The 24908-nt window shown below is 70.5% G+C and carries 26 protein-coding genes; 18 read left to right on the forward strand and 8 right to left on the reverse strand.

All coding sequences use genetic code 11. From position 1 onward, the window contains the following. Positions 1–372: 372 nt before the first annotated feature. The 7 genes from QQX04_RS04755 to QQX04_RS04785 all read left to right on the forward strand — a co-directional run bounded on the left by QQX04_RS04755 (position 373) and on the right by QQX04_RS04785 (position 6564). Complete coding sequence (locus QQX04_RS04755) at positions 373–1230, forward strand: ATP-grasp domain-containing protein (RefSeq protein ID WP_301126738.1); 858 nt, start codon at positions 373–375, stop codon at positions 1228–1230. A 189-nt stretch (positions 1231–1419) separates the two neighbouring features. Further along, the gene (locus tag QQX04_RS04760) at positions 1420–2442 is read left to right on the forward strand and encodes a TerC family protein (RefSeq protein WP_301126739.1); all 1023 of its coding nucleotides are present in this window, start codon (positions 1420–1422) and stop codon (positions 2440–2442) included. A 45-nt stretch (positions 2443–2487) separates the two neighbouring features. Next, entirely contained in the window at positions 2488–3456 is a 969-nt protein-coding gene (locus QQX04_RS04765; protein WP_301126741.1) for a DUF4190 domain-containing protein, read from the forward strand. A gap of 158 nt (positions 3457–3614) precedes the next feature. Next, positions 3615–3761 carry a hypothetical protein gene (locus QQX04_RS04770; RefSeq protein ID WP_301126743.1) on the forward strand — a complete coding sequence of 49 codons (147 nt, stop codon included), beginning with the start codon at positions 3615–3617 and terminating at the stop codon, positions 3759–3761. A gap of 42 nt (positions 3762–3803) precedes the next feature. Next, positions 3804–4985, forward strand: a complete 1182-nt coding sequence (locus QQX04_RS04775; protein WP_301126745.1) for a MalY/PatB family protein — start codon at positions 3804–3806, stop codon at positions 4983–4985. Positions 4986–5019: 34 nt separating this feature from the next. Next, the gene (locus tag QQX04_RS04780) at positions 5020–5601 is read left to right on the forward strand and encodes an RBBP9/YdeN family alpha/beta hydrolase (protein ID WP_301126747.1); all 582 of its coding nucleotides are present in this window, start codon (positions 5020–5022) and stop codon (positions 5599–5601) included. Between the two features lie 9 nt (positions 5602–5610). Then, positions 5611–6564: a phosphotransferase gene (locus tag QQX04_RS04785; protein ID WP_301126748.1), complete on the forward strand. Its 954-nt coding sequence runs from the start codon at positions 5611–5613 to the stop codon at positions 6562–6564. A gap of 55 nt (positions 6565–6619) precedes the next feature. Here the strand turns inward: QQX04_RS04785 and QQX04_RS04790 are convergent, their stop codons facing one another. Next, positions 6620–7453, reverse strand: coding sequence for a siderophore-interacting protein (locus tag QQX04_RS04790; protein ID WP_301126750.1), 834 nt, complete (start codon positions 7451–7453; stop codon positions 6620–6622). 121 nt (positions 7454–7574) lie between these two features. On the opposite strand from QQX04_RS04790, the gene QQX04_RS04795 reads away from it, so the two are divergent. From QQX04_RS04795 to QQX04_RS04840, 10 genes are all read left to right on the forward strand, one after another. After that, positions 7575–8189 carry a hypothetical protein gene (locus tag QQX04_RS04795; protein ID WP_301126752.1) on the forward strand — a complete coding sequence of 205 codons (615 nt, stop codon included), beginning with the start codon at positions 7575–7577 and terminating at the stop codon, positions 8187–8189. A 113-nt stretch (positions 8190–8302) separates the two neighbouring features. Next, positions 8303–8845, forward strand: a complete 543-nt coding sequence (locus QQX04_RS04800; protein WP_301126753.1) for a copper chaperone PCu(A)C — start codon at positions 8303–8305, stop codon at positions 8843–8845. Then, a complete protein-coding gene (locus tag QQX04_RS04805; protein WP_301126755.1) occupies positions 8842–10068 on the forward strand; it encodes a Dyp-type peroxidase in 1227 nt (408 codons plus the stop codon). Before QQX04_RS04800 ends, QQX04_RS04805 begins: the two co-directional genes overlap by 4 nt. 66 nt (positions 10069–10134) lie before the next feature. After that, on the forward strand, positions 10135–11019 hold the full coding sequence (locus tag QQX04_RS04810; protein ID WP_301126757.1) for a phosphotransferase: 885 nt from the start codon (positions 10135–10137) through the stop codon (positions 11017–11019). A 3-nt stretch (positions 11020–11022) separates the two neighbouring features. Next, positions 11023–11949 (forward strand): phosphotransferase, encoded by a 927-nt coding sequence (locus tag QQX04_RS04815; protein WP_301126759.1) that lies wholly within the window; start codon positions 11023–11025, stop codon positions 11947–11949. Between the two features lie 36 nt (positions 11950–11985). After that, the gene (locus tag QQX04_RS04820) at positions 11986–12465 is read left to right on the forward strand and encodes a cation:proton antiporter regulatory subunit (protein WP_301126761.1); all 480 of its coding nucleotides are present in this window, start codon (positions 11986–11988) and stop codon (positions 12463–12465) included. Between the two features lie 4 nt (positions 12466–12469). Further along, positions 12470–13696, forward strand: coding sequence for a cation:proton antiporter (locus QQX04_RS04825; protein WP_301126762.1), 1227 nt, complete (start codon positions 12470–12472; stop codon positions 13694–13696). A gap of 188 nt (positions 13697–13884) precedes the next feature. After that, the gene (locus QQX04_RS04830) at positions 13885–15201 is read left to right on the forward strand and encodes an MFS transporter (RefSeq protein WP_301126764.1); all 1317 of its coding nucleotides are present in this window, start codon (positions 13885–13887) and stop codon (positions 15199–15201) included. 54 nt (positions 15202–15255) lie between these two features. After that, a complete protein-coding gene (locus QQX04_RS04835; protein WP_301126766.1) occupies positions 15256–15789 on the forward strand; it encodes a GNAT family N-acetyltransferase in 534 nt (177 codons plus the stop codon). A 175-nt stretch (positions 15790–15964) separates the two neighbouring features. Continuing rightward, complete coding sequence (locus tag QQX04_RS04840; RefSeq protein WP_301126768.1) at positions 15965–16396, forward strand: prepilin-type N-terminal cleavage/methylation domain-containing protein; 432 nt, start codon at positions 15965–15967, stop codon at positions 16394–16396. Positions 16397–16481: 85 nt separating this feature from the next. Here the strand turns inward: QQX04_RS04840 and metE are convergent, their stop codons facing one another. The 3 genes from metE to QQX04_RS04855 form a co-directional block, all read right to left on the reverse strand. After that, positions 16482–18803, reverse strand: a complete 2322-nt coding sequence (metE, locus tag QQX04_RS04845; protein ID WP_301126769.1) for a 5-methyltetrahydropteroyltriglutamate--homocysteine S-methyltransferase — start codon at positions 18801–18803, stop codon at positions 16482–16484. A 191-nt stretch (positions 18804–18994) separates the two neighbouring features. Further along, positions 18995–19420: an OsmC family protein gene (locus tag QQX04_RS04850; protein ID WP_301126775.1), complete on the reverse strand. Its 426-nt coding sequence runs from the start codon at positions 19418–19420 to the stop codon at positions 18995–18997. 85 nt (positions 19421–19505) lie between these two features. Next, complete coding sequence (locus QQX04_RS04855; RefSeq protein WP_301126777.1) at positions 19506–20393, reverse strand: methylenetetrahydrofolate reductase; 888 nt, start codon at positions 20391–20393, stop codon at positions 19506–19508. A gap of 217 nt (positions 20394–20610) precedes the next feature. Between QQX04_RS04855 and QQX04_RS04860 the strand changes: the two genes are divergently transcribed. Beyond that, positions 20611–21183 (forward strand): DNA-3-methyladenine glycosylase I, encoded by a 573-nt coding sequence (locus QQX04_RS04860; RefSeq protein ID WP_301126779.1) that lies wholly within the window; start codon positions 20611–20613, stop codon positions 21181–21183. On the opposite strand, the gene QQX04_RS04865 is transcribed toward QQX04_RS04860, so the two are convergent. The 4 genes from QQX04_RS04865 to QQX04_RS04880 are packed head-to-tail and all read right to left on the reverse strand — an operon-like array spanning position 21180 to position 24818. Then, a complete protein-coding gene (locus tag QQX04_RS04865) occupies positions 21180–21746 on the reverse strand; it encodes a (deoxy)nucleoside triphosphate pyrophosphohydrolase (RefSeq protein ID WP_436968460.1) in 567 nt (188 codons plus the stop codon). The two genes, QQX04_RS04860 and QQX04_RS04865, sit on opposite strands and share 4 nt — an antisense overlap. Further along, positions 21743–22126: a glycine cleavage system protein GcvH gene (gene gcvH, locus QQX04_RS04870; protein ID WP_301126781.1), complete on the reverse strand. Its 384-nt coding sequence runs from the start codon at positions 22124–22126 to the stop codon at positions 21743–21745. The genes QQX04_RS04865 and gcvH overlap by 4 nt, the downstream gene beginning before the upstream one ends. Positions 22127–22160: 34 nt before the next feature. Next, a complete protein-coding gene (gene gcvT / locus QQX04_RS04875; protein ID WP_301126782.1) occupies positions 22161–23324 on the reverse strand; it encodes a glycine cleavage system aminomethyltransferase GcvT in 1164 nt (387 codons plus the stop codon). Positions 23325–23369: 45 nt separating this feature from the next. Further along, the gene (locus QQX04_RS04880) at positions 23370–24818 is read right to left on the reverse strand and encodes an FHA domain-containing protein (RefSeq protein WP_301126784.1); all 1449 of its coding nucleotides are present in this window, start codon (positions 24816–24818) and stop codon (positions 23370–23372) included. Between the last annotated feature and the right edge of the window lie 90 nt (positions 24819–24908).

Genomic DNA, 24908 nt, shown 5'->3' on the forward strand with positions numbered 1-24908 from the left:
TGCCCTCCACCCTGGAGAACGGCGGTTCGCGCGGACCGGTTGGGGGTGACTATGCAGGAGTCTCACGGGGTGCGCAAGATCGCGTCGGAGCCTCCGCACAGAACTTTCTCAAAGCCAATAACGCACTTGGGGACCTTGGTCCCGCGAAAGCCGCGAGAACGGCTCGTAATGTCTACATCAGACGTGAGGGCGACAGAGAAGTCGCCTGACATAAAGCGTGGCTCGGACGGTCATCCGGGGACTTGACCGTCCGAGCCGCATCTTCTTTCTGGCGCTGTGATCTCGCTCCCTCCCCTGAGATCCGGCGCCAGAATTTTGTCTGCAGCCAGGTGATGTCGAGCAGCATGCGCCGCTCCCGGTACCTTTCCTCGCATGACGCGCATCGCCCTCGCCACGACCCGCGACCTCACAGAGATCGACGCGGACGACCAGCTGCTGCTCGACGCGCTCCCCGAGTCCGAGCTCAAGGCCTGGGAGGACGACGTGGACTGGGCGGCCTACGACCTTGTCGTCATCCGCTCCACCTGGAACTACATCGACCGCCTCGACAGGTTCCTCGCGTGGGCGGAGCGGGTCTCGACCGTCACCCGCCTGGTCAATCCCGTTCCCGTCATCCGGTGGAACACGGACAAGCGCTACCTGGGCCAGCTCGCCGACGCAGGCGTGCCCGTGGTCCCCAGCGTGTTCGTCGCGCCAGGCGAGAGCGTGGACGACGCGTCGCTCACCGGCCGGGTCGTCGTGAAACCCACGATCGCCAACGGCTCCAACGGCGCCAAGCTGATCGACGCCGACCCGCAGGCGGCCCGCGACCACCTCGGGGCCCTCCACGCCCAGGGTCGCACCGCGCTCATCCAGCCCTACCTGGACCAGGTGGACACGCTCGGCGAGAAGTCCCTCATCTTCCTCAGCGGCACCTACTCGCACGCCGCGTCCAAGGCGGCGATCCTGTCGCAGAGCATGTCCTTCTCCAGCGGGCTCTACGCCGATGAGGAGATGAGCCCCGCGACAGCCACCGAGGCCGAGCAGGAGGTGGCTCGTGCCGCCCTCGCAGCCGCCGCACGGGTGCTGCCCGAGGCCGCTGACCTCGCCTACGCCCGCGTCGACCTGCTGCCGAGCGAGGAGGGCCCGATGCTCCTCGAGCTCGAGCTCACGGAGCCGAGCCTCTTCATGCCCTTCGCCGATGGAGCCGCCGCACGGGTCGCGACCTCGCTGCGCGCGCTTCTCGGCTAGGAGGCCCGGGACCTGCGCGGCGCGCGAACGCGGGTCGACACCTGCCGTCGGCGTCGCCTACCATCTCCCCACGAGGGGAGTACTTCCCAAGCTCCGACCCGGTCAGTACGAGGACGCCATCGTCCTCCCGGGCGGACGCCGCGCCAGCGGTGAAGGAGACCTCAGGAGCAGCAAGCCCTGAGGAGAACTATGCCCCCGCACGTCCTCGCCGCCGCCGACGCGGCCGCACAGATCGAGACGATCGGCACCCCGAGCCTGTGGCTCGGCACCATCGGAGCGGTCATCGCACTCATCGCCTTCGACTTCGTGCTCACCAGGCGCCCCCACGAGGTGCGGTTCAAGGAGGCGCTCGGCTGGAGCGCGTTCTACATCGCGCTTCCGCTCCTGTTCGGACTGTGGATCTGGGCGGAGCACGGGGGTGAGACCGCCACCCGCTACTACACGGGCTACGTGGTGGAGAAGAGCCTGTCGATCGACAACCTCTTCGTGTTCATCCTCATCCTCAGCGCGTTCGCAGTGCCCCGGATCCTGCAGCAGCGAGTGCTGCTCGTGGGAGTCGCCGGCGCGATCGTGCTCCGTGGCGCGTTCATCGCGGTCGGGGCCACCCTGATCGCCACGTTCGACTGGACGTTCCTGCTCTTCGGCGCGATCCTGCTGGCCACCGCGATCAAGGTGTTCCGGGACGCACGGTCCGAGGAGGACGAGTCGATCGAGCCCGGCGACATCGCCGTGGTCCGGGTGATGCGTCGCCTCATGCCGGTCACCGACGGCTATCGCGGCACGCGGGTGACGGTGAAGGAGGGAGCCCGCCGGGCCCTCACCCCGCTCGCGCTCGTCATGGCGGCGATCATCGTCACCGACGTGATCTTCGCGGTCGACTCGGTGCCGGCCGTGTTCGGCATCACCTCGGACCCCTATCTGGTGTTCGCCACCAACGCGTTCGCGCTGCTCGGCCTGCGCGCCCTGTACTTCGTGCTGGAGAACGCGCTGTCGAAGCTCGTGCACCTGGGCTACGGGCTCTCGGTCATCCTGGGCTTCATCGGCGTGAAGCTCGTGCTGCACTGGGCGCATGGCGTCTGGGACTGGGTGCCGACCGTCCCGACCACGGCGTCGCTCCTGGTGATCGTGGGCGTGCTCGCCGTCACCGCCGCCACCTCGCTGGTCGCGGTGCGGAGGCAGCAGCGCGTCGGGGCCGACGCCGCAGCGCAGTAGAGTCGAGCCGACACGGCAGGTCCCATCGCCGTCGAAGGAGCAGACATGGCCGACGAGCAGCGCCCGCAGTCCCAGGACCCGTGGGTCGCGCCCCCGCTCGGCAGCGACGGCGCCGGCTCCGGGACGTACCAGGACCCGTTCGCGCAGCAGTCGGCGGGGCAGGTGCCGCAGCCCGGCGTCGCGCCCTACGGCCAGCCGTACGCCGCGCCCGGGTACTCGCAGCCCTGGGGAACGTCAGGCCTGCAGTACGCGCCCCGCTCGGACAAGAACTGGCTCGGCATCACGAGTCTCATCCTGAGCATCGTCGGCGTCTCCCTGGGTGGGGTGATCTTCGGGCATCTGGGGCTCGGCGCCGTCAAGCGCGGCGAGGCGAGCAACCGCGGGATCGCGCTCGCGGGCACCATCATCGGGTGGGTCGGACTCGCCCTCGGCGTCATCGCCGTCGTGCTCGCGATCTCGTTCTCCCTCGTCGCGGCCTCGACCTACGAGGACGACTGGACCGTGGAGGCATCGTCCGAGGCCACCACCGAGGGCTGGTGGGACGAGCCGACGCCTGAGAGCACCGACGACTGGGATGCCGACCTCGCGCAGCCTGGAGACGGCGTGTTCGGGCTCGAGGAGGCCAACACCTACTTCCTCGTGTACGTGAACGGCGCGCTCGAGTCGGAGCAGTGCCTCGCGCCCTCGTCGACCGCGGGCTTCGACCTGGACGTGGTCGACTGCTCGGGGACGCACGTCGGCGAGGTGTTCCTGACGGCACCGCTCAGCGAGCTCATCGTCGGCGACGACGTGTACGGCGACGCGACCTGGACCGAGATGTACGACGCGTGCACCGGCGCCTTCGATGCGTCCGCCGGGGGCACCGGAGTGGACGCGATGGTCGACTGGTGGGTGTTCGCGGCGTCCGACGACGAGGAGCTCTCCGGCGAGGACACGTTCCTGTGCGTCGCCTCCGTGGACTTCAGCGACATGACGGGCTCCGTGTTCGACGGCACAGGCGGCCAGTCGCTCTGAGGAGTCACGTCAGCGGTCGCCGCTGATCCACGGCCTGCCCTGGACACGCGCCTCAGTGCCACCTACGATTGTTCTCGCCTCCCACAAAACCCCCGTGGGGCGCTCGACCACCACCGATGGCCCGGCTTCACGACGCGTGACGCCGGAGAGGAACGACAGTGCCCGCCTCCGCAGCGCAGGAACCCGTCTCGACGCGCGTCGTCGAGTACGCGCGCGACCGCGCGGAGCTGCCGCAGCACTTCGGCTCGTGGCGCGACTACGCGTTCAGCGACATGCCTCCGGAGGAGCCGGTTCCCGGGGCCTGAGGCGTTGCACCGGCACCCGATGCTCCACGTAGGCTCGCCTACGTGAACCCCCTCGATCAGCTCACTCTCGACCAGCTCCGCGCCCGTCGCTCCATCAAGTGGAGCCTCTACGAGCCCGACGTCCTCCCCATGTGGGTGGCAGAGATGGACGTGCTGCTCGCAGACCCGATCCGTGAGGCCCTCGAGGGCGCGCTCGCGATCGGGGACACCGGCTACCCAGGCTCCTGGCCGCTCGTCGACGAGTTCGTCGCGTTCGCCGACCGCCGCTGGGGATGGGCGGTGGATCCGAAGCTCGTCGCGCCCGCAGCAGGAGTCATCCCCGCCTACGTCGACGCCTTCATCGAGGACACCGAGCCCGGCGATGAGATCGTCATCACCTCTCCCGTGTACCCGCCCTTCACCACCTACCTGCGCCAGGCGGGACGTGTGGTCCGGGAGGCACCGCTCACCGCCGACCTGCGTCTCGACGTCGCCGCGCTTGAGGAGGCGCTCGAGGCCGCCACCGCACCCGCCGAGGGCTCCACCACGCGCCGACGCGCCGGGCTGCTGCTGTGCAACCCGCACAACCCCGGCGGCGCGGTGCACACCCGGCAGGAGCTCGAGGCCGTCGCGGCGATCGCGAACCGCCTCGACGTGACCGTCGTCTCCGACGAGATCCATGCGCCGATCGTCTACTCGGGCGCCGAGTTCACCCCCTACCTGTCCGTCGACGGCGGCGAGCGGGGGATCGCGATCCAGTCCGCCTCCAAGGCCTTCAACCTGGCGGCGATGCCCGCCGCGCAGATGATCGCCGGCACCGAGCGGCGAGCGTGGCTCGCGCAGTACCGCAAGGGCGCCCACGGGCATGCGACGCACCTGGGCACGATCGCCGGCACCGTGGCATACCGCGACGGAGAGTCCTGGCTGGACGCCCTCCTCCAGGGGCTCGAGGCGAACCGGGACACGCTGCACGCGTTCGTGAGCGATCAGCTCCCCGGAGTGACGGTCTCCCGCAACGAGGGCACCTTCCTCGCATGGCTCGACTTCCGGGGCACGGCCGCCGCCGGTGCGCGGGATCTGGGCGAGGAGCCCTCGAAGCTCCTGCTCGAGGAGGGGCGCGTCGCGCTCAACCCCGGCACGCACTTCGGCCTCGGCGGGGCAGGGCACGCACGCCTGAACTTCGCGGCACCGCCCGCAGTGCTCGACGAGGGACTGTCCCGCATCGCCTCGGTCGTCACAGGCTGAGACGCCCGGCGACGCTTCCCGAGAGGACTCCAGGATGACCGACATGCGCGTGCTGATGCTCCACGGGCTCGGCAACCACCGGCCGCACGAGCACTGGATGTGGTGGCTCGGCGAACGGCTGCGCCGTGACCGCGTGCCGGTCCAGCACCCGCAGCTGCCGAATCCCGACGCCCCCACCTTCGAGGCGTGGCGTGAGATCGCGCTGGCCGAGCTCGAGATGCTCGCGGGCGGCGGGGAGCGTGTGCTCCTCACCCATTCGCTGTCCTGCGTCCTGTGGGCCCGGATCGCACCAGAGCTGCCCGAGAGCCTGAGGCCTCACCGCGTCGCCCTCATCGCCCCGCCATCAGCCGATCGGCTCGCCACGGTCCTGCCGGGCTTCCCCTACGCGGAGGACGTGGATCTGAGCGAGGTGGCCTCCGGGAGGGTCGTCGCGCGTGAACGCGACCCCTACCGTCACGTCCCGGTCGCGGACGTCGCATCCCGCTGGGGTCTGCCGTCGATCGAGCTGCCGGGCGAGGGCCATCTGAACCACGAGGACGGGCACGGCGCCTGGCCTGCCGCGCTCGCCTGGACCCTGACCGGCGATGACCAGGCATGGAGCGTCACCGCGGGATAGGGTGGGCGCATGCCGTCGGGCCTCGTCCCGGACGCCGAGGTCCGGATCAGCGACGACCTTGTGTCGCGCCTTCTCGCGGCACAGCACCCCGACCTCGCCTCGCTTCCGCTGGGCGAACGCCATGAGGGCTGGGACAACGTCACCGTCCGGATCGGTCACGACCTCGCCGCACGGCTTCCGCGCCGGCGCGTCGGCGCCGACCTCGCATCCCGCGAGCATGCGTGGCTTCCCACGCTCGCCGCAGACTGGGACTTCGCAGTGCCCACGCCGGTGCGGCTCGGCGAGCCTGGCGAGGGCTACCCGTGGTCATGGTCGATCGTGCCGTACCACCCGGGCGAGCGCGCGTTCGATGCGCCGCTGACCGACGCAGGTGCGAAGGACCTGGGCAAGGCGCTCGCGCAGGTGCATAGGGAGGCACCGTCTGGCGCGCCGCGCAATCCGGTGCGGTCAGCACCCCTCGCCGCGCGCGCTGAGGTCTTCGACGCGCGCATCAACACGCTGCTCGACGCCGCCAAGGACGACCCTTCGCGACCGGTCCTGCTCGAGGACGCCGCTCGTGCCGCGTTCGAGGCGGGCGCGCGCGCTCCTCAAGGACAGGAGACGTGGGCGCACCTGGACCTGCATGGCGGGAACGTGCTCTCCGAACGCGGTCGGCTCGCTGCCGTGCTCGACTGGGGCGACCTGGGCGTGGGCGACCCGGCGACCGATCTGGGACAGGCCCTCACGCTCGTGGGCCGCAGGGGCTTCCGAGTGCTCGTGGACGCCTACGCGAAGGCGGGAGGCGCCGCCGCCCGGCGCGGCACGCTGCTCACGAGCGGCAGCCTGCGGGAGGACACCGCTCTCCGTGTCGAGGCCGAGGCGGTCGGCTACGCGGTCACGCTCGCGTGCTTCGAGCGCGCGATCCACCCCTACGCAGGCTGGTCGGCTCTCGTGGACCTGGGGTACGCGACACCTCGCGACTGACCGGCCGAGAGGCGCACCCATGGGCGGGTGAGTCTCGCGCGGGCGAGCGTTTCCGTCAGACCCCGAGCGAGCGCAGGAACGGCTCGTACTCGACCCAGTTCTCCTCGTCGGTGCGGTCCTCACGCCAGATCTGAGCCGCGGTCTCCCGCTGCTCCTCGGTGAGGTTCTCCCACACGGTCATGATGCGGTCCTTGTCGCCGTGCCAGTAGCCGACGATGCGGATCAGCTTCACGGGGAAGCCTGCATCGTGACGCAGGTACTGACGCATGCGGCGGGACTCGGCGGCCTCGCAGGCGACCCAGATGTACGGGTCCTCCGTCTCGGCGCGGAGCTCGGGGAGCATCGTGCGCAGCTCGTGCTCAAGGATCGACGGCGCGACGCCGTTCCCGCCGAGCCTCCACTGCACGTCGACCTGGGCGGCGCTGGGGAGGTCCCTGGCGTCGGCCAGGGTGGGGAGCTCGATGACGACGCTGAAGCGCTCGTCGGCGCCGGCCTCGGCGAGGATGCGCGCGATCGCGGGCAGCGCCGTGCCGTCGCCCAGGAGGACTCGGCGGTGGACGGCGCTCGGGGGACGGTAGTAGGCCTTGGGCTCGGAGACGGCGACGGCGTCGCCGGGCTTCACCCTCTCGCCCCACGCCGCGCCGGGGCCGTCGCCGTGAAGCGCGATCTCCATCTCGAAGCCGTCGGAGAGGACCTTGCTGACCGTGTAGTGCCGGGACGCATGGCCGTCGGAGGCGTCGACGTCGTCGGCACCCACCTCGACGTGGATGAACTCGTCGCCGGATCCCGTGGTCTGCCAGGCGTCGCCCGGCGTGGTGACCCGTACCCTCACGAACCCCGGGGTGACCGGCTCGACGCCGGTGACGACGGTCGTGATGGTGGTCTCCATGAATCCTCCGGGGGGACGCGGGAGCCCGGTCGGGCTCCGAGGTAAGGCTCACCTCACCACATATTTCGAAACGAGTCAATGTCGTAATTCACTCGCGGAGCATCGGTGCGATAATCCACGCATGCGCGTGTCCCCCCAGCGCCGAGTGGCGCGCTCGCTCGCGGGCTCAGCGCTGTCCACGTTCGCCGCGCTCGGATCGCACGTGCTCGCAGGCGCGCACCTGCCAGGCCTCGTAGGGATCGCAGTCCCGCTCGGGCTCGCCTTCGTGATCTGCTTCCACCTTGCCGGACGCACCCTCAGCCTCACGCGCCTCAGCGCCGCAGTGCTCGCGAGCCAGGGAGTGTTCCACCTGCTCTTCTCCTGGGGCACCGTCGACGCCACCGTCACTGGGGACGCCGCCGCGCACCACCTCGAACCCGGCGCGCTCACCGTCACCGCCGCCCACGCCGGTCACGGCGGCCCAGGCATGGCGGTGGCCCACCTTGCCGCCGCCATCGCCACGATCGCCGCGATCCATCGCGCCGACGCCCTGTGGCGCACGCTCAGTCGCGCCACCGACCGCCTTCTGAGCACCCACCTCCGGGTGCCCCCGCCGAGCGCTCACGCGCCTTCCGCGCCCCCGCGTCGCGTCGCTCCGACCCGTGCGCCGCTCGCGGCGCCTCGCCTCGCACTCTCCGAGCCGGCGATCCTCCGAGGCCCACCCGCACTCTCGCTTCAGCACTCGCGCCCGGCCTGACGCCCTGCGCGGGGCCGCGAGCGCGCCGATGCGCGCCGCCTCCATAGGAACCTGCCCGCACCGGCGCGCCTGCGCGCGCCGGTCATCGCGGGCACCCCGCTGAAGAGAGAACCATGAAGAAGTCCCTGATCGCACTCGCCGCCACCGCGGCGCTCGCACTGACCGCCTGCTCCACCGACACCGAGACCGGCTCCGACGGCACCGACGCCGCCGCGAGCCTCACCGTTGCCGACGCCTGGGTGAAGGCCGTCGACGACGGCATGACGGGCGCCTTCGCCCTGATCACCAACGGCACCGGCGACGACCTCACCATCACCGGCGCCACCACGGACGCTGCCTCGATGGTCGAGCTCCACGAGACCGTCATGGACGACGCTGGCGCGACCGTCATGCAGGAGGTCGACGGCGGCTTCACCGTCGGCGCCGGCGAGACGTTCACGCTCGAGCCAGGCGGCAACCACCTCATGCTGATGGGAGTGACGGCACCGCTCGAGCCCGGCGCCGAGGTCTCCATGACGCTCGAGCTCGCCGACGGCAGCACCGTCCCCTTCACCGCGGTGGTGAAGGAGTTCACCGGTGCGCAGGAGTCCTACGCACCGGAGTCGGAGGACATGGACATGAGCCCGTCGGCCTCCGCCGACTTGGACGGCTCGTGAGCCGCGGCGACACCGCAGCGACGCACGCGCCCAGCCGTCGCGGATTCCTCACGGGGTCCGCGGCGGCGGCCGGCGTGGCCGTCGGCGCGGCAGGAGGCGCCTACGCCGCGCACGCGGCACAGCCCGGTCCGGCGACGGACACCGCCGGGCTGAACGGTGCGCGCACCCACGACTTCCATGGCACCCACCAGGCGGGGGTCACCTCGAGTCCCGGTGCGCACGGCGCCTTCCTCGCGTTCGACCTTCCCGCCGGGTCCGTCAAGGACGACCTGCGAAGGCTCATGCGCCTGTGGACCGACGACGCACGTCGCCTCATGTCGGGAGCGGGCGCGCTCGCCGACACCGAGCCCGAGCTCGCGACCGCGCCCGCGGGGCTGACCGTCACGGTCGGATGGGGCCCGAAGGCGGTCGCGCTCGCAGGCGGCTCTGAGGCTGTGCCATCCTGGCTGCGGCCACTGCCCGACTTCTCGATCGACGCGCTCGAGGACCGCTGGTCCGATGGCGACCTGCTCGTCATGATCCACTCCGACGACCCCGTGACCGTCTCCCACGCGCTCAGGATGGTGTCCAAGGATGCGACGAACCTCGCCACCGAGCGCTGGCGCCAGACCGGGTTCCGTCAGGCCTACGGCTCACACCCCTCCGGCACCACCATGCGGAACCTCTTCGGACAGGTCGACGGCACGGCCAACCCGCCTCTCGCCTCCGACGACTTCGCCGCACGCGTGTGGATCCAGGACGGCTGGCTCGCCGGAGGCACGTCGTTCGTGCTGCGCCGCATCAGGATGGAGCTGGACACATGGGATCAGGTGGACCGCATCGGCCGGGAGAACGCCGTCGGCCGGACCGTGGACACCGGCGCCCCGCTCACCGGCGAGGCCGAGCATGACGAGCCCGACTTCGACGCCGTCGACGCCCGCGGCTTCCCGATCATCTCCGACGTCTCGCACATCCGACGCGCCCGGCCCGACGACCCCTCACAGCGCATCGTCCGGCTCGCCTACAACTACGACGACGCTCCACGCGGCAACGAGCCTGCGGAGGCTGGGCTGCTCTTCGGGAGCCTCCAGGCCGACGTGGACGCGCAGTTCGTGCCGATCCAGCGCCGACTCGCAGAGGCGGACCTCCTCAACGTGTGGACCACGCCCGTCGGCTCGGCTGTCTTCGCGATCCTGCCCGGGTGCACCGAGGACGGATACCTGGGGGACACGCTTCTCGACTGAAGGACACGACCGACCATGCGGCCTCGGTCCCACGACGTCGGCACCGGATGCCAGTAGCCTTCTGCCGTGGCGGTGACGACGGGCAGGATCACCATCAGCGATGAGCTGGTGGCGGCTCTCCTGCGCGAGCAGTTCCCCGATCTCGCGGGTGAGGAGATCGGGCGCCACTACGCGCTTCCCGACAGGACCGTGGTGCGCATCGGCGATCACCACGGGTTCCACATGCCCACGGTGCCGGGGCTCGACGCCGCGTACGAGAGATCCGCGCGCCTCGTCGCACCCTTCCTGAGCACGTGGACGTTCCCGCTGGGCGCACCGATCGCCACGGGTCGCCCAGGGCACGGATACCCGTACCACTTCGAGGTCACGCGCTGGATCGACGGTTCGACAGCGGGGATGGTGCCGCTGCATGACTCGGAGGCCGCGGTCCTCGGGGACGCGCTGCGCCAGATTCACGCGCCCACCGACTCGCCCCTGCGGAACTCGACCACGTCGGTGCCGTTGACCACCTTCGCCACCCCGTTCGCCCGACACCTCGAACGCGCGGGCCAGGTCCGCACCCGAGACGGCCGACGCCTCGACAGCGACAGCGTGCGCGCCCTCTGGGATGCCGGCGTCGATGAACGGGCACCCGCCTTCACCTGGACCCATGGGAGCATCGACCCGCGTTCGCTGATCTCGGACCAGGGCCGCTTCGTGGGTCTCGTCGACTGGCGGCACTTCGCACCTGGCGACCCCGCGCTGGACCTGGGCCCCATGCTCATGCATGTCCCGAAGGACTCCCACGCCGCACTGCTCGAGGCGTACGGAGATGTCCCGCCTGAGATGCTGCGGCGCGCCACCGCTGCGCTGATGATCGCCAGCGTGATGCACGCGGGCGGCGACGAGCCGTTCGCCGCCGCGCTCGCGTGGCGACGCCTGGACGAGCTCGGGCTGCTTCGGGAGGCATGACGCATGGCCGACGACCTGAGCCGCCCCCGCGAGGTGCTGTCGAGCGAGATCCTCCCGGACGACTTCATCCGCGCGCTGCTCCAGGAGCAGGCGCCGGAGCTCGCCAACATGCCCTTCGGTCGCCGGTACACCGACATGGAGGAGCACTTCTCCGTGCGCGTGGGGGACGAGCTGATCGTCGAGTTCCCGCGCCAGCACCGCACCCCGTCGTGGGACCCGGTCGCGATGGAGCATCTTGCCTCGGCGTCGCAGGACTGGGACTTCGATGTCCGACTCCCCGAGCGGATCTGCCAGCCCGCGCTCGGATACCCGCACCGCTTCGAGGTCGCGAGGTGGTTCGATGCCTCCACCGCGATCAGGTCACCGTTGCGCACCGAGGCGGCACGGGATCTCGGCAGGGCGCTCGCCCAGATCCACACCGAGCCGACGCGCGACGACGCACCCCTCCACGAGGCGACCGGCGCCTCCATGGTGACCCGCTCCGGGCTGCTCTACGAACGTCTCGCGCAGACGCGAGACCTGCGCTCCCCCGAGGGCTCGGGCGTCGACCCCGACGCTGTGCGACTGGCATGGGAGGCGGCGATCGCGCTCGAACCGACGCTCCCTCGCACGTGGGTCACCGGCTCGCTGGATCCCCGCACCGTCATGGCCCTCGACGGAGAGTTCACAGGCCTCGTGTACTGGCGGGAGATGTCGGTCGGCGACCCCATCAGCGAGCTCGGCATCGCCACCCTGCTGTTCGACCCGCCGGGCACCGACCTGCTCCTCGAGGGCTACGGCGTGGACACCGCGGACCTGCGCACCCAGATGCGCGCGATCGCGCTCAAGCGCGCGCTGCTGTACGTCCACGCGGACAACCCGGCGATCGCACGGCTCGGGTGGACCCGGCTGTCCCAGATGGGCGTGCTCGCCGACCCGACCGCCGCGTGATACCCGTCGGGCCGTCCGCCATGCCAAGGTAGGCGTATGGACATCTTCGAGACGCCGCTGCCCGGGGTGGGCGTTCGCTACGAGTTCGAGGCCGAGAGCGGTGATCGCGTCGGCCTCGTGGTGCGCCGCGATGGCAAACGCGACCTGGGCCTGTACGACCGCACGGACCCCGACGCGTGCACCGGAACGCTCGAGCTCTCGGAGGGCGATGCCTCCGCGCTCGCCGAGCTGCTCGGCGGCACCAACATCACCGCGCGCCTCGAGTCGCTCCGCCACCAGGTCGAGGGACTCGCGATCGAGTGGATCACGATGCCGTCCACGGGCGGCCTCGCGAACCACACCATCGGCGACGGTCATATCCGGACCAAGACGTCGGCCTCGATCGTCGCCGTCATCCGTGACGAGGTCGGGGTGCCAGGCCCGGGACCCGACTTCGAGCTCCGACCGGGAGACACCGTGCTCGTCATGGGCAGCGAGCACGCGGTGAGCCAGGCCCGTCAGATCCTGATCGGATAGAGCCATGTTCCAGGACGGCGGCGTGCACGCGCTGAGGCTCGTCGCCGCCGGTCCGGAGGGCACAGGGGTCATCCTCGTCGAGCTGGGGATCGTCCTGCTCGTGCTCGCGTTCCTGGGGCGGGTCGCCGCCAAGCTGGGAGTCCCCTCCATCCCGCTCTACCTGGCCGCCGGCCTCCTCATGGGCGAGGGCGGCTTCATCCCGGTCGACGCAGGGGAGGACTTCCTCGCCGTCGGGGCCCAGATCGGCGTGGTGCTCCTCCTGCTTCTGCTCGGGCTCGAGTACTCGCCGCAGGATCTGCAGCACGGCCTGCGGACCACGTGGCAGGCCGGGATCGTCGACGGGCTCGCGAACGGCGCCCCGGGGTTCCTGCTGGGCATCATGATGGGTTGGACCGTCACCGCGTCGCTGCTGCTCGCAGGCGTCACCTACATCTCGTCGTCGGGCATCATCGCGCGCCTGCTGGACGACTTCGATCGGTACGCCAACCGCGAGACACCCGTGATCCTCAGCATCCTCGTCATGGAGGACATCGTGATGGCGGTGTTCCTGCCGATCATGGCGGTCCTGCTCGTCGGCGCCTCGCTCGTCCAGGGTGCCGTGGCCGCGGGGATAGCGATCGCGATCGTCGCCGCCGCGTTCTTCATCTCTCTGAAGTTCTCCGCGCACGTGTCCAAGGTGGTCCACTCGCACTCCCGCGAGCTCCTCCTGCTGTCCGTGCTGGGCCTCGCCTTCCTGGTCGCAGGGCTCGCCGAGGCCGCCCAGGTGTCCGCGGCCGTCGGCGCGTTCCTCTTGGGCCTCACCCTCTCGGGCCAGGTGGCCGACGACGTGCGCACCCTCATGCCGCCGCTGAGGGACGTCTTCGGCGGGATCTTCTTCGTCTTCTTCGGACTCACGATCGACCCGCGCGACCTGTGGCCCGTGCTGCTGCCCGCGCTGCTGCTCGCGGTGGTCACCGCCATCACCAAGATCGGTACCGGGATGTGGGCCGCCAGACGCGTCGGCATCGGCCCCAAGGGTCAGTGGCGCACGGGCATCTCGCTGATCCCCCGCGGCGAGTTCTCGATCGTCATCGCCGGGCTCGGCATCACGGCCGGCATCCAGCCGCAGCTCGGCCCGCTCGCGGCCGCCTATGTGCTCATCCTGGCCATCGGCGGAAGCCTCCTCATGCGCTTCGCCGCGCATATCGGAGGCCCCGCGCAATGGCGTGAGGAGCTCGCCTCCCGGCGCTGACCAGGCCCTCTGGCCATGGGCCACATCACGGTCCCTCAGAGTGGCGCAGGTCCCGTGTTGCGTCATGCAACAATATGCCGGTCGCCCGGTGAGGCTCCGCCCCGGGTGATGCGCCGGTCGCATCGCGCAGGTGGTGCGGCAGACGTGCAGGGTTGCGCGTCGCTTGATCCCTTCAGCGAGGTGTGACGATGTTCTCGCGCTACAGCGACATCCTTGCGCTGCCCGGCGCCAGCAGCTTCATGTGGTGGGGGCTGTTCTCCCGGATCCAGATGGGCATGACCTCGCTGGCGACCTTCCTGCTCGTCCAGCTCGAGTACGGCTCGTACGCCACCGCGGGGCTCGTGGTCGGCGTGCTCGCCGTCGGTGCCGCGCTCATCAACCCGCAGGTGAGCAGGCTCGTGGACGAGCACGGCCAGTCGAGGGTGCTGCGGATCGGCTTCGCGATCGCCGTCACCGCTCGACTCGGCTTCGTGGCCGCCGCACTCGCGCACGCGCCCACCTGGGTGCTGCTGCTGATCGTGCCCTTCTTCGCGACCACCGGCGCGCAGTCCACGCTCACGCGCGCCCGCTGGACCCACATCGTGCCCGATCGGCACGCCCTGAACTCCGCGTTCTCCCTGGAGAGCTCCATGGAGGAGGTGCTGTTCATCGCCGGCCCGGCGACGGCCACCATCCTCGCGACGCAGATCGGATCGTGGGTGCCGTCCATCGTGGCCGCGACGACCCTGCTGATCGGCGGCTACGTGTTCCTCTCGCTCAAGGACACCGAGCCACCGGCACGTAGAGGCGACGCGGGCACCTCGCCGCTGACGTCGGCTCCCGTGATCGACGGCTCGCTCCCCCGCATCGGCTTGGAGCGCCCGCGCAAGGTGCGCCGCTACCGCCGTCCGCTCCGCGGCCACCTCCTCGTGACGACGCCCGCCCTGATCCTGACGTCCATCATCTTCGCCACCCAGGGCGCCCTCTTCGCCTCGGCCGACGCGTCCACGGTGGCCCTCGCCGAGGAGCTGGACCAGATGGCGTGGTCGGGTCCCGTGCTCGCGATCTTCGCGCTCGGCTCGCTCGTCGGCGGCCTGCTCTACGGCTCGCGCGTGTGGCAGCGCACCCTCGCCTCTCGTCTGCTCTGGGGCGTCACGGCGTCGGGAATCGGCGCGATCACCTTCCACCTCGCCGGGTCGCTCGCATGGCTCGCGGTACTCATGTTCCTCACGGGCCTCGCGATCGCGCCGACCATGGCCGTCGGCGATGGCGTCGTCCACGCGTTGGTGCCCCGCAGCAGGCTCACCGAGGGCATGGCCTGGACGCGGGTCGGCCTGGACATGGGAGTCGCGCTCGGCGCCTGGCTCACCGGCCTGGCGATCGACACCTACGGCTCGGGGGGCGGCTTCACGGTGACCGCCTGGGCCGGCGCCCTCGGCATCGTGCTCATGCTGGGCGGCTGGCGGTACCTGCGCCGCAAGCGCGCCTACGAGGAGAAGGTCGACAGGGCGCCCGCCGTGGCCTGAGACGGTGCCGCGAGCAGCGTGACAGGCCCATCGCTCTGCTGAGACGATACGGCCATGCCCTTCCGCCCCACGCTGCGAGACGCCACGCCCGATGACGGCGCCGCCGCCGCCGCGATCTACAACCCGTACGTCAGGGACACCGTCATCTCCTTCGAGACCGAGGAGGTCCCGGTCGAGCAGATGGGTGCACGGATCGCGAAGGTCCAGTCCGCTGGCCTGCCGTGGCTGATCGCCGAGGACGCCGACGAGCGCACGATGCTCGGCTTCGCCTACGCCGGCCCCTTTCAGGAGCGCGACGCCTACCGGCACGCACTCGAGCTGACCGTGTATCTCGATCCCGACGCGCGCGGCGGAGGCATCGGCACGCTGCTCTACGGCGCGCTGATCGAGAGGGTGCGAGACCTGCCGGACAGCTCGCGGCACTCCCCTGCGCACGGGCTATACTCGCGCATCGCGCTCCCCAACGACGCGTCAGCCGCGCTCCACGAGCGGTTCGGGTTCTCGCGGGTGGGTACCTTCACCGAGGTCGGGTTCAAGCACGGCCAGTGGGTCGACGTCGGGATCTGGCAGCTGCTGCTCGAGGACTGACGAGCGCCACCCCTTTCCTCCCCGTTGGTCCCGTACGTACCGGCGACGCCCCGCGTACAGATGCGCGGACTGTTGCGCTGAGTTCCACTCTCGGTCACGATAGTGAGAACGCGTGCCACCCCGGGCATCGACGCGAGGGACGTCGGAGACGGGAGCATGCTCTGAGGGGGGCACCATGCAGCACCGCACAGATCTACGCCGCGACGACGGCTTCAACCTTGTCGAGATCCTCGTCGTCGTGGTCATCATCGCCGTCCTGGCCGCGATCGCGGTGCCGATCTACCTCAACCACCAGGCCAGGGCCAAGGACGCAGTCGCGCAGGCCGACGCGATGAACCTGGGCATCCAGATCCGCGCCGCCTGGGACGACGAGGCGACGTCGTTGGCCGTGACCTCGGACGGCGACTACTACTTCATCAACTCGGAGAAGGTGCTCGGCGTCTCACCCGACGTGGAGTTCGTCGGCTTCACCGGAGGTGGCGCGATCGACGACTGGTGCGTGCAGCTCCGCATCCCTGGCGGGAAGAACAGCGATACGCCCGGCGTCCGCTTCGACTCCGTCAACGGGTACGTCGAGAACGCCGCCTGCACCGGGCTGACGCCCTAGCTCACCGGTCACCGCGGCGTCGGGCCGAGTGCACGAAGGGCTGGGCATCCGGATCCGGATGCCCAGCCCTTCGACGCGGTGGCGGCTAGCGAACCGCCTTGGTGGCCGCGATGAGGTTCTCGAGGCTCGCGACGGTCTCCTCGTAGCCACGCGTCTTGAGACCGCAGTCGGGGTTGACCCACAGCTGACGGCCGGGGATGGACTCCTTGGCCAGCGACAGCAGCTCGGTCATCTCCTGCGTGGACGGGACGCGCGGCGAGTGGATGTCCCACACGCCCGGACCGATCTGACGCTCGTAGCCGTGGGTGCGGATCGCGGGCAGCACCTCCATGCGCGAGCGCGCCGCCTCGATCGAGGTCACGTCGGCGTCGAGGCCGTCGATCGCGTCGATGATCTCGCCGAACTCCGAGTAGCAGAGGTGCGTGTGGACCTGCGTGTCGTCCTTGGCGCCCGCAGTCGAGAGCCGGAATGAGCCCACCGACCACTCGAGGTAGGCCGCCTGGTCTCGCTTGCGCAGCGGCAGCAGCTCACGGAGCGCGGGCTCGTCCACCTGGATGATGCCGATGCCGGCGTCCTCGAGGTCGGTCACCTCGTCGCGCAGCGCGAGGCCCACCTGGTCGGCGGTCACGGACAGCGGCTGGTCATCGCGCACGAAGGACCACGCGAGGATCGTCACCGGACCGGTGAGCATGCCCTTGACGGGCTTGTCCGACAGTGACTGCGCGTACTGCGCCCAGCGCACCGTCATGGGCTCGGGACGTGCGACGTCACCCCACAGGATCGACGGGCGCGTGCAGCGCGAGCCGTAGGACTGGACCCAACCGTTCTTGGTGACGGAGAACCCGTCGAGCAGCTCGGCGAAGTACTGGACCATGTCGTTGCGCTCGGCCTCGCCGTGGACGAGAACGTCGAGGTCCAGGTCCTCCTGCAGCTTCACCACGGACTGGATCTCGGCCTTCATCGCGGCCTCGTACGCGGCGTCGTCGATCTCACCCTTGGCCCATGCGGCACGGGACTTGCGGATCTCCGGGGTCTGCGGGAACGAGCCGATGGTCGTCGTGGCGAGCTCGGGGAGCTGGAAGCGCTCGTGCTGTGCGGCCTCGCGGACCGGGTAGGCAGCACGGTCACGGTCCGCAGGCGTGATCGCCGCGAGGCGGTCGCGCACGTCGGCACGGTTGGTGCCCGGGTGCGCTGCCCGGGACGCCAGCGCGGCGCGGGTCTCCGCGAGCGCATCGGCCACGGCGTCCTCGCCTTCGCGCAGCGCGGTGGCCAGGGTGACGACCTCACCGATCTTCTCGTCGGCGAAGGACAGCCAGCTCAGAAGCTCCTCACCCAGGTGCTCCTCACCCTCGAGGGTGTGGGGCACGTGGAAGAGCGAGGTCGCGGTGCCGACTGCGACCGCGCCGCCGAGCGCGGCGACCGCCTCGAGCTTCGCGAGCGCCTTGTCGGCGTCCGTGCGCCAGATGTTGTGGCCGTCGACCACGCCGGCCACCACGGTCAGACCAGCCAGGTCCACGCCCTCGGGCACGGCGCCCTTGACGAGGTCGAGCGCGACGGCCTCGACGCCGGAGGCGGCGAGCACGGGAAGCGCATCCTCGAGAGAGCCCATGGGGGCGGCGACCAGGATCTGAGGACGCTCCGCGGCTGCAGCGAGGGCGGCGTAGACCTTCTCGGCGTTCGCCAGCACGTCGGCACGGTCGGCGTCGATGTCCGCGACGAGCACGGGCTCGTCGATCTGAACCCACTCGGCTCCCGCGGCCTTGAAGGCGGCCAGGAGCTCGACGTACACGGCCAGCAGGTCGTCGAGGCGCTCGATCGGCGCGAAGCCCGTGGGCGCGTCGTCCGAGGGCTTGGCGAGGTAGAGGTAGGTGAGCGGACCGGTGATGACCGGGCGGGTCAGGTAGCCGGCGCCCTTGGCCTCGGTGAACTCGTCCACCCAGCGCGTGGAGGAGAGCGCGAACGTGGTCTCCGGTCCGATCTCGGGCACCAGGTAGTGGTAGTTCGAGTCGAACCACTTGGTCATCTCGAGCGGGGCGTCGGCGCCCTCGCCACGAGCGATGGTCGAGTAGCCGGCCAGGTCCACCGAGCCGTCGTCCTTGCGCAGGCGAGCGAAGCGGGTGGGGATCGCGCCGAACGTCACGGAAGCGTCGAGCACGTGGTCGTAGAACGAGAAGTTCGACGGGATCGACGAGTCATCCTTCGCGAGGCCGAGCCCAGCCATTCGCTCACGGGTGACGGAGCGGAGCTCCTTCGCGGTCGCCTCGAGGTCGGCCTCGGTGGTCGTTCCCTTCCAGAACGACTCGAGCGCCTTCTTGAGCTCGCGCATGCGTCCGATGCGCGGGTATCCGAGGACGGTCCCGCCGGGGAAGGCAGGGGTGGGCACGGCAACAGGGGTGTTGTCAGACATGAGTTCCTCATGGGTGGCATGCGCGGCGGGCTCGCCATTGCGCTTTGTCGACGCGCGACTTCGTGCGCCGAGTGGGTGCGCGCGAGTTTACCTACGCGAAACACGCCTGTGAAGGGTTCTGCCTGCGGTCATGCTCCTGCCAGGCGACTTGGACAGGTGTCATCTGGATGCTTCGCGCGTCCGAGGGGTGGTCAGTCCTTCTCAACCAGTGAGACGGGGACGCCTGCTTCGACAGTGCGAGAGACGGTGCAGTACTTGTCGTGGCTCGCCTTCAGGGCGGTTGCGATGCGGGCGCGCGCCTTGTCGCCGTCCTCGCCCTCGGGGAAGGCGAGATCGAACACCGCCGCGATGTCGCGCAGGATGTTCCCGGACTCGCCCTTCACCTGCTCCGCGGTCACGGTGACGTCGAAGCGATCGGGCTCCGCGCGACGGGTCGTCATCATGTCCACATCGATGCTCGAGCAGCCGGCGATCGCGGCCAGCAGGAGCTCGACCGGGGAGACGAGCCCCTCACCGCGACCGAACGTCAGCGTCGCGCCGGACTGGGTCGTCACGGTGTAGACACCCTCGGACTCACGGGTCATCGAGATCGACTTGGGCAGGGTCTCGTCGGACATGGCTTCCTTTCGGACGGGGTACGAGCAGGCTAACGCGGCTCAGGCGACGCGGATTCCGCCACGGGACCGCACACGCGGCGGGACCTCAGCTGGCGCGCAGACCCATCGCCTCGACCAGCTCGAGCGCGGCCGCCGACTGGTTGAAGGTGATGATGTGGATTCCTGGGGCACCGGCGTCGAGCAGCTCTCGCGACAGTCGTGCCGCATGGGCGACTCCTGCCGCGCGCGCCGCATCGTCGGACTCCGCCGCCTCCAGCGCCGCGACGAGCTCGACGGGGGTCGGGACGCCCGTCAGCTCGGACGCGCGGACGGCACGCCTGGTCGACACGATCGGCATCACCTCGGGGATGATCGGCATCGTCACGCCATGCGCGAGCGCATCCTCGACCAGCGCCGTGTACTGCTCCACCTCGTAGAACACCTGGGTGATCGCGAACTGCGCCCCCGCGCGCTCCTTGAAGCGCATCACGTCGATCGCCGACTGTCGCCATCGCTCCATCGCGTGCGTGGCAGGGAACGCGGCCACGCCCACGCAGATGTCGCTGACGCCGTGCGCTCGCGCCACCTCATGGACGAGCGAGACGAGCTGGCTCGCGTAGAGCAGCCCATCGGGGTGCGGCCGCCAGTCCGGGGTGCCCTGGGGCGGGTCCCCACGCAGCGCCAGGAAGTCGAGGACGCCCTCCTCGAGGTACTCCTCGATCACGGTGATCAGCTCGTCGCGGGACTGGTCGACGCATGTGAGGTGCGCGAGCGGCGGGATGGTGTGCGCCTCGGCGAGCATCTGGACGACGCCGCGGGAGGTGGACCGCGTGGTGCCTGAGGCCCCGTACGTGATCGACATGAAGTCCGGGTGCGTGTCCGCGAGCACCTTCATCGTGGCACGCAGCGTCTCCTCCGCCGCAGGGGTGCGGGGAGGGAACAGCTCGTAGCTGAGAGTCGGACGCTCATGGCGCAGGAGACCCGCGATGGTCATGGCGCAGAGGATACGCACACTTGGCCCGCGGTGCCGTGGACAGGTGTCGGTCATGCCGGTTCCGTGAAGCGATGCGACGGCGCCGGACGTCTCCGGTCACGAAGGGCTCTCCCGAGCGCAGACCCACCGGCGTCCCCAGGCCGCGCCTCGTTGTCTCGTGTCCGCAGGCAGCCGCGAGACCGTCCAGCGCGTCACAGGCGCTTGGCAGACTGGGCGCATGACGAACCCCACCGAGCTCGCGATCCGCTGCTTCGGCAACGACGATCCCCTCTACGCCGCCTATCACGACGAGGAGTGGGGCGTCCCCGTGCACGGAGACACGGCACTGTACGAACGGCTCGTGCTCGAGGCCATGCAGTCAGGACTCGCGTGGATCACCGTGCTGCGCAAGCGCGAGGGCTTCCGCGCGGCGTTCGACGGGTTCGATCCACACGTGGTCGCCACCTACGGGGCCGACGACGTGGAGCGATTGATGGCAGACGCGGGCGTCATCAGGAACCGTCGGAAGATCGAGGCCGCGATCACGAATGCACAGGCGCTCGTGGCGCTCCAGGCTGAGGGCGGCTCGCTCGACGAGATCGTCTGGGCTCACGCCCCGGAGCCTCGGTCGACGCCTCCGGCCACCTGGGCCGATGTACCCGCACAGATCCCCGAGTCCGTCGCCCTCGCGAAGGCCCTCAAGAAGGTCGGCTTCGTGTTCGTCGGACCGACCACGATGTACGCGGCGATGCAGGCCTGCGGACTGGTCGACGACCACATCGCGGGCTGCGTGTCGCGGACAGCGTCCTAGCAGAACCCCTTGCGCAGGCGCGCGATCGCGTCGTCCAGGAGCGCCTCGACGATGCGGGTGTCGGCCGGCAGCCACGGCACATCGCGCCAGGCACCGGGCTCGAGCCAGCGCAGCTCGTCGTGGTCCTCGAGCGGCTTCGGCTCGGGCAGCGAGCCGTCCTCGCCGGGCTTGAGGGTCGCCCACCACACGCGCAGCACCAGCCGCGGTCCGTCGGCGTCAGCGGCGCGGAGCTCCCATGCGGGGCCGGTGTCGGTGCCATCGGGCAGAAGGATGCCCTGATCAGGACCCGGGATCTCATCGCCGAGCTCGACCTCGACGCCCAGCTCCTCGTCGAGCTCGCGGTGCAGGGCCTCCTCGGGAGTCTCCCCCTCGTCGACCTTGCCGCCAGGGAACTCCCACAGGCCCGCGAACACGGGAGGCGCCGAGCGTCGTGCAGCGAACAGCAGGCGCGGCTGCTCGAGGTCGTCGGTGATGGCCGCCGCGACCACGAGGCGCGGCGCGCCATGGACGGGGACCTGGCCGTGCGGCTCGTGGTCTCCCGCGGGGACGGGATCCGAGGTCACTCGGTGATCTTCGCGTACGCCTCGGAGTCGAGCAGCCCCGACGGCTCCTCAGCCAGGCGGACCCTGAAGATCCAGCCCTCTCCATAGGCGTCCTCGCCGATCGTCTCGGGAGCGTCGGACAGCTCCTCGTTGACCGCGACGACCTCTCCGGTCACGGGCGAGTACATCTCGCTGACGGCCTTGGTGGACTCCAGCTCGCCGCAGACCTCGCCCGAGCTGACCGAGTCGCCCACCGCGGGCAGCTCGACGTAGACGATGTCGCCGAGCGCTTCAGCGGCGTGCTCGGTGATGCCGACGGTGACGACCGAGTCCTCGGCGAGCTCGCCGGACACCCACTCGTGCTCCTCGCTGTACAGGAGCTCCTCGGGAACGTGTGCCATCAGTGGTCCTTCCTTACAGGCTGGCCATGGGGACTCAGGCGGTCCTCTTGTAGAACGGTAGCGCGGTCACGGTCATCGACTCCCGCCTTCCACGCACATCGACATGGACAGCGGTGCCCTCGGACGCGAGCGCAAGCGGCACGTAGGCCATCGCGATCGGCTTGCCGAGCGTGGGCGACGGGGCGCCGGAGGTGACGGTTCCCACGGAGGCGCCGGACTCGTCGACGATGCTGTAGCCGGCTCGCGCGGCCCGTCGGCCGTCACCGACGAGGCCCACAAGAGTCTTCTCGCCGCCCGCCGCGGCGGGGTCTGCGAGCGCGGCGTTCCACGCGTCGCGTGCCGACTCGAGAGCGGCCCGGCCCACGAAGTCCCCGCGGGGATTCTTCTCCGTCCCGAACACGACCACGCGGCCGAGCCCCGCCTCGAAGGGGGTGGTCTCACGGGTGAGCTCATGCCCGTAGAGCGGCATCCCGGCCTCGAGCCGCAGCGTGTCGCGTGAGGACAGGCCACAGGGCACGATCCCGTCCGCGGCACCCTCGGCGAGCGCCAGCTGCCATACCGCGGCGGCCTCATCTGCGCCGACGAACAGCTCGAACCCGTCCTCGCCCGTGTAGCCGGTGCGCGCGACGAACGCGTGGATGCCCCCGGCCAGGAGGATCGGCGCGGACGCGTAGTACTTCATGGCCTCGACGTCGTCGGCTCCGCGCTCGGTCATGCGCTGCACGATCGCCTCGGCGGCGGGACCCTGGACCGCGATGAGGGCGATGTCGTCGGAGATGTCCTCCACGTCGGCGTCGAAGCCCTCGACCCGCTCGGCGAGCTCGGCGGCGACCGCGTCCCGGTTGGCCGCGTTCGCGACGATCACGTAGTGGTCCCAGTCGCGTCGGTAGACGATCAGGTCGTCGATCACGCCTCCGTCGGCGGCGCACAGCATCGTGTACTTCGCGCCGCCGAGCGCGACCGCGCTCATGCGCCCGACGAGCGCATCGTCGAGGAAGGCCTCCGCCTCGGCGCCGCGCACCGACAGCTCGCCCATGTGGCTCAGGTCGAACAGGCCCGCCGCGGTGCGGACCGCGGTGTGCTCGGCGATGTCTCCCGAGTAGCGGACCGGCATCTCCCAGCCGGCGAAGTCCACGAGCGTCGCGCCGAGGGCGACATGCTCATCGTGCAGGGGCGAGCGGAGCGGTGCGGAGTTCACGGGTTCAGCGTAGTCGCGTCGGAACTTGCGCCCCGTGCGGCGCCGTCAGTCGCCGACCCGTCGCAGGACCATCTCGAAGTCGCCGAACATGACGCGGCCCACGAGCGGAGTGGGCGCGTGGGGCGGGACGACGGTCTCGCGGCCGTGGGAGTCGACGAGGAGGGTGCCGTTCGTGGAGCCAAGGTCCTCGACCATCCACAGTCCGTCGATCCAGACGAGCCGGGCGTGCGTCTTCGACATCGTGCGCGTGGGGTCCGCGATGTCGATGCGAGCGGCGCCGTCCGCGCCGGGCCTGCCGCCGATGCGTCCCACGATCGTGACGGCGCTGGTGAGCGCGTAGGTCACGCCGTCGCGGGTGACGAGCTCCCATGGCTCACGTCGACGCGGGCTGACGCGCGTCTGGTCCAGGTCGTCGTCCTCGTCCTCGTCGCCGAAGCCCGAGTTGAGGAGCGCGGCGATCGTCGCGTCGTCGAACACGCCCTTCCACGCCGGGGTCTCCTCCTGCGAGGCGGGCGGGGGTCCGGGCAGCGGGTCGGGCATGCGCTTGCCCGTGTCGCGGCCGGACTGATCGTCATCACCGAGGGTCGGCATGCCGGCAGTCGCGAGCTCGTCGGCCCCCGTGACCTCGGCCGGACGCTCGTACGGAGACACGGGCTGCGTGGGCGCCACGTGAGGCTGCTCAGCCGCGGGCGTCGGCGAGGACGGCGGCGGCGACCACGGCATCGGTCGATCGGGATCTGAGGGTGTGGTCACTGGAGTCTCCTCGAAGAGCTGCCGCGACGGGATCGCGGCCGGTACGGCAGCCGGCGGCGCGAGCCTCGGCGACGGCGCGACGGCGGTGGCGGGGGACTGCTGTCGGACGAAAGCCTCAGAGCGGGACTTTTCGTCCCCAGCAGTCTTGCGCACTGGCAGGGGTGTGGACAAGGGGGCCATGACTGGCTGCGTGATCGTGGGGGCCTCGGCGTCGAGGTCGTCGGAGTCGTCTGCGGACGACGCCTCGGACACGATCGGGATCGCACCGGTGATCGGTCGCACGTCGCGTGCGGCCATGGATGCCGCGACGAAGCCCCAGACGGGAGGGGCGATCGCGGCGACGACGACGAGTCCGCGGGGGACCCTGAGGCGGGCGCTGAGCCAGCCGGCGTGGAGGATCCAGAGGATCCATCCGGCGACGGCGAAGGGCGCGGCGACGAGCAGCGGGAGCACCCAGGCGGCGCGAGGCAGGTCAGCACCCACCGCGAGCGCACCGATCACGCCGGCTGCGGCGAGCACACCGGCCGCCTCGAGCGACCGGACCGTTCCGGTGGCGACGGCCGAGCCATCGGCGGCGCGCGCCGCGGCGACCCACCTGGCGACAGGGATCCACGCCGGTCCGACGGGGCGACCGAGCTGGCGCAGAGCCGCGCCGAGGCCGAAGCCCATGAGGACGTATCCGGCCAGGAAGAGGCCCAGTCCCGTCAGGAAGGCGACCGCGTAGGCGGCATCGTCACCCATCGGCGTCTCCCTTCCTCATGGCGTGCTCGATCAAGGGATCGAGGCTAGTCTCCGGGCACGCCGGAACCAAGGCTTTGTCGCGTACTCCAC

The sequence above is a fragment of the Demequina zhanjiangensis genome (assembly GCF_030418315.1).
GTDB lineage: Bacteria > Actinomycetota > Actinomycetes > Actinomycetales > Demequinaceae > Demequina > Demequina zhanjiangensis.

Excerpts from the sequence above, each read along its gene's own strand:
- QQX04_RS04755 (WP_301126738.1), top strand. The coding sequence starts at position 373 with ATGACGCGCATCGCCCTCGCCACGACCCGCGACCTCACAGAGATCGAC.
- QQX04_RS04760 (WP_301126739.1), top strand. The coding sequence starts at position 1,420 with ATGCCCCCGCACGTCCTCGCCGCCGCCGACGCGGCCGCACAGATCGAG.
- QQX04_RS04765 (WP_301126741.1), top strand. The coding sequence starts at position 2,488 with ATGGCCGACGAGCAGCGCCCGCAGTCCCAGGACCCGTGGGTCGCGCCC.
- QQX04_RS04780 (WP_301126747.1), top strand. The coding sequence starts at position 5,020 with ATGACCGACATGCGCGTGCTGATGCTCCACGGGCTCGGCAACCACCGG.
- QQX04_RS04785 (WP_301126748.1), top strand. The coding sequence starts at position 5,611 with ATGCCGTCGGGCCTCGTCCCGGACGCCGAGGTCCGGATCAGCGACGAC.
- QQX04_RS04790 (WP_301126750.1), bottom strand. The coding sequence starts at position 7,453 with ATGGAGACCACCATCACGACCGTCGTCACCGGCGTCGAGCCGGTCACC.
- QQX04_RS04795 (WP_301126752.1), top strand. The coding sequence starts at position 7,575 with ATGCGCGTGTCCCCCCAGCGCCGAGTGGCGCGCTCGCTCGCGGGCTCA.
- QQX04_RS04800 (WP_301126753.1), top strand. The coding sequence starts at position 8,303 with ATGAAGAAGTCCCTGATCGCACTCGCCGCCACCGCGGCGCTCGCACTG.
- QQX04_RS04815 (WP_301126759.1), top strand. The coding sequence starts at position 11,023 with ATGGCCGACGACCTGAGCCGCCCCCGCGAGGTGCTGTCGAGCGAGATC.
- QQX04_RS04820 (WP_301126761.1), top strand. The coding sequence starts at position 11,986 with ATGGACATCTTCGAGACGCCGCTGCCCGGGGTGGGCGTTCGCTACGAG.
- QQX04_RS04825 (WP_301126762.1), top strand. The coding sequence starts at position 12,470 with ATGTTCCAGGACGGCGGCGTGCACGCGCTGAGGCTCGTCGCCGCCGGT.
- QQX04_RS04830 (WP_301126764.1), top strand. The coding sequence starts at position 13,885 with ATGTTCTCGCGCTACAGCGACATCCTTGCGCTGCCCGGCGCCAGCAGC.
- QQX04_RS04835 (WP_301126766.1), top strand. The coding sequence starts at position 15,256 with ATGCCCTTCCGCCCCACGCTGCGAGACGCCACGCCCGATGACGGCGCC.
- QQX04_RS04840 (WP_301126768.1), top strand. The coding sequence starts at position 15,965 with ATGCAGCACCGCACAGATCTACGCCGCGACGACGGCTTCAACCTTGTC.
- metE (WP_301126769.1), bottom strand. The coding sequence starts at position 18,803 with ATGTCTGACAACACCCCTGTTGCCGTGCCCACCCCTGCCTTCCCCGGC.
- QQX04_RS04850 (WP_301126775.1), bottom strand. The coding sequence starts at position 19,420 with ATGTCCGACGAGACCCTGCCCAAGTCGATCTCGATGACCCGTGAGTCC.
- QQX04_RS04855 (WP_301126777.1), bottom strand. The coding sequence starts at position 20,393 with ATGACCATCGCGGGTCTCCTGCGCCATGAGCGTCCGACTCTCAGCTAC.
- QQX04_RS04860 (WP_301126779.1), top strand. The coding sequence starts at position 20,611 with ATGACGAACCCCACCGAGCTCGCGATCCGCTGCTTCGGCAACGACGAT.
- gcvH (WP_301126781.1), bottom strand. The coding sequence starts at position 22,126 with ATGGCACACGTTCCCGAGGAGCTCCTGTACAGCGAGGAGCACGAGTGG.
- QQX04_RS04880 (WP_301126784.1), bottom strand. The coding sequence starts at position 24,818 with ATGGGTGACGATGCCGCCTACGCGGTCGCCTTCCTGACGGGACTGGGC.